This window comes from Serratia sp. PL7 (assembly GCF_945957435.1).
In genome coordinates, this window is record NZ_CAMFLB010000126.1 from 1 (window position 1) to 430 (window position 430).

1 protein-coding gene is annotated in these 430 nt (G+C 53.5%); it reads left to right on the forward strand.

Annotated elements, in window-relative coordinates; genetic code table 11:
- Nucleotides 1–430 (forward strand): 30S ribosomal protein S3 (gene rpsC / locus N6G83_RS54565; protein ID WP_260524448.1); only part of this gene is annotated, 430 nt, incomplete at both ends.

The following is a 430-nucleotide window of genomic DNA, read 5'->3' on the forward strand; positions in this document are numbered from 1 at the left end:
TCAATTCCTGACTAAGGAACTGTCGAAAGCTTCCGTTTCTCGCATCGTTATCGAGCGTCCTGCGAAGAGCATCCGTGTGACCATTCACACTGCTCGCCCAGGCATCGTTATCGGCAAGAAAGGTGAAGACGTCGAAAAACTGCGCAAGGTCGTAGCGGACATCGCTGGCGTTCCTGCACAGATCAACATCGCCGAAGTCCGTAAACCGGAACTCGACGCTAAATTGGTTGCTGACAGCATCACTTCTCAGCTGGAACGTCGCGTTATGTTCCGTCGTGCTATGAAGCGTGCAGTACAGAACGCAATGCGTCTTGGCGCTAAAGGTATCAAAGTTGAAGTAAGCGGCCGTCTTGGCGGCGCTGAAATCGCACGTACCGAATGGTACCGCGAAGGTCGTGTTCCATTGCACACTCTGCGTGCGGACATCGAC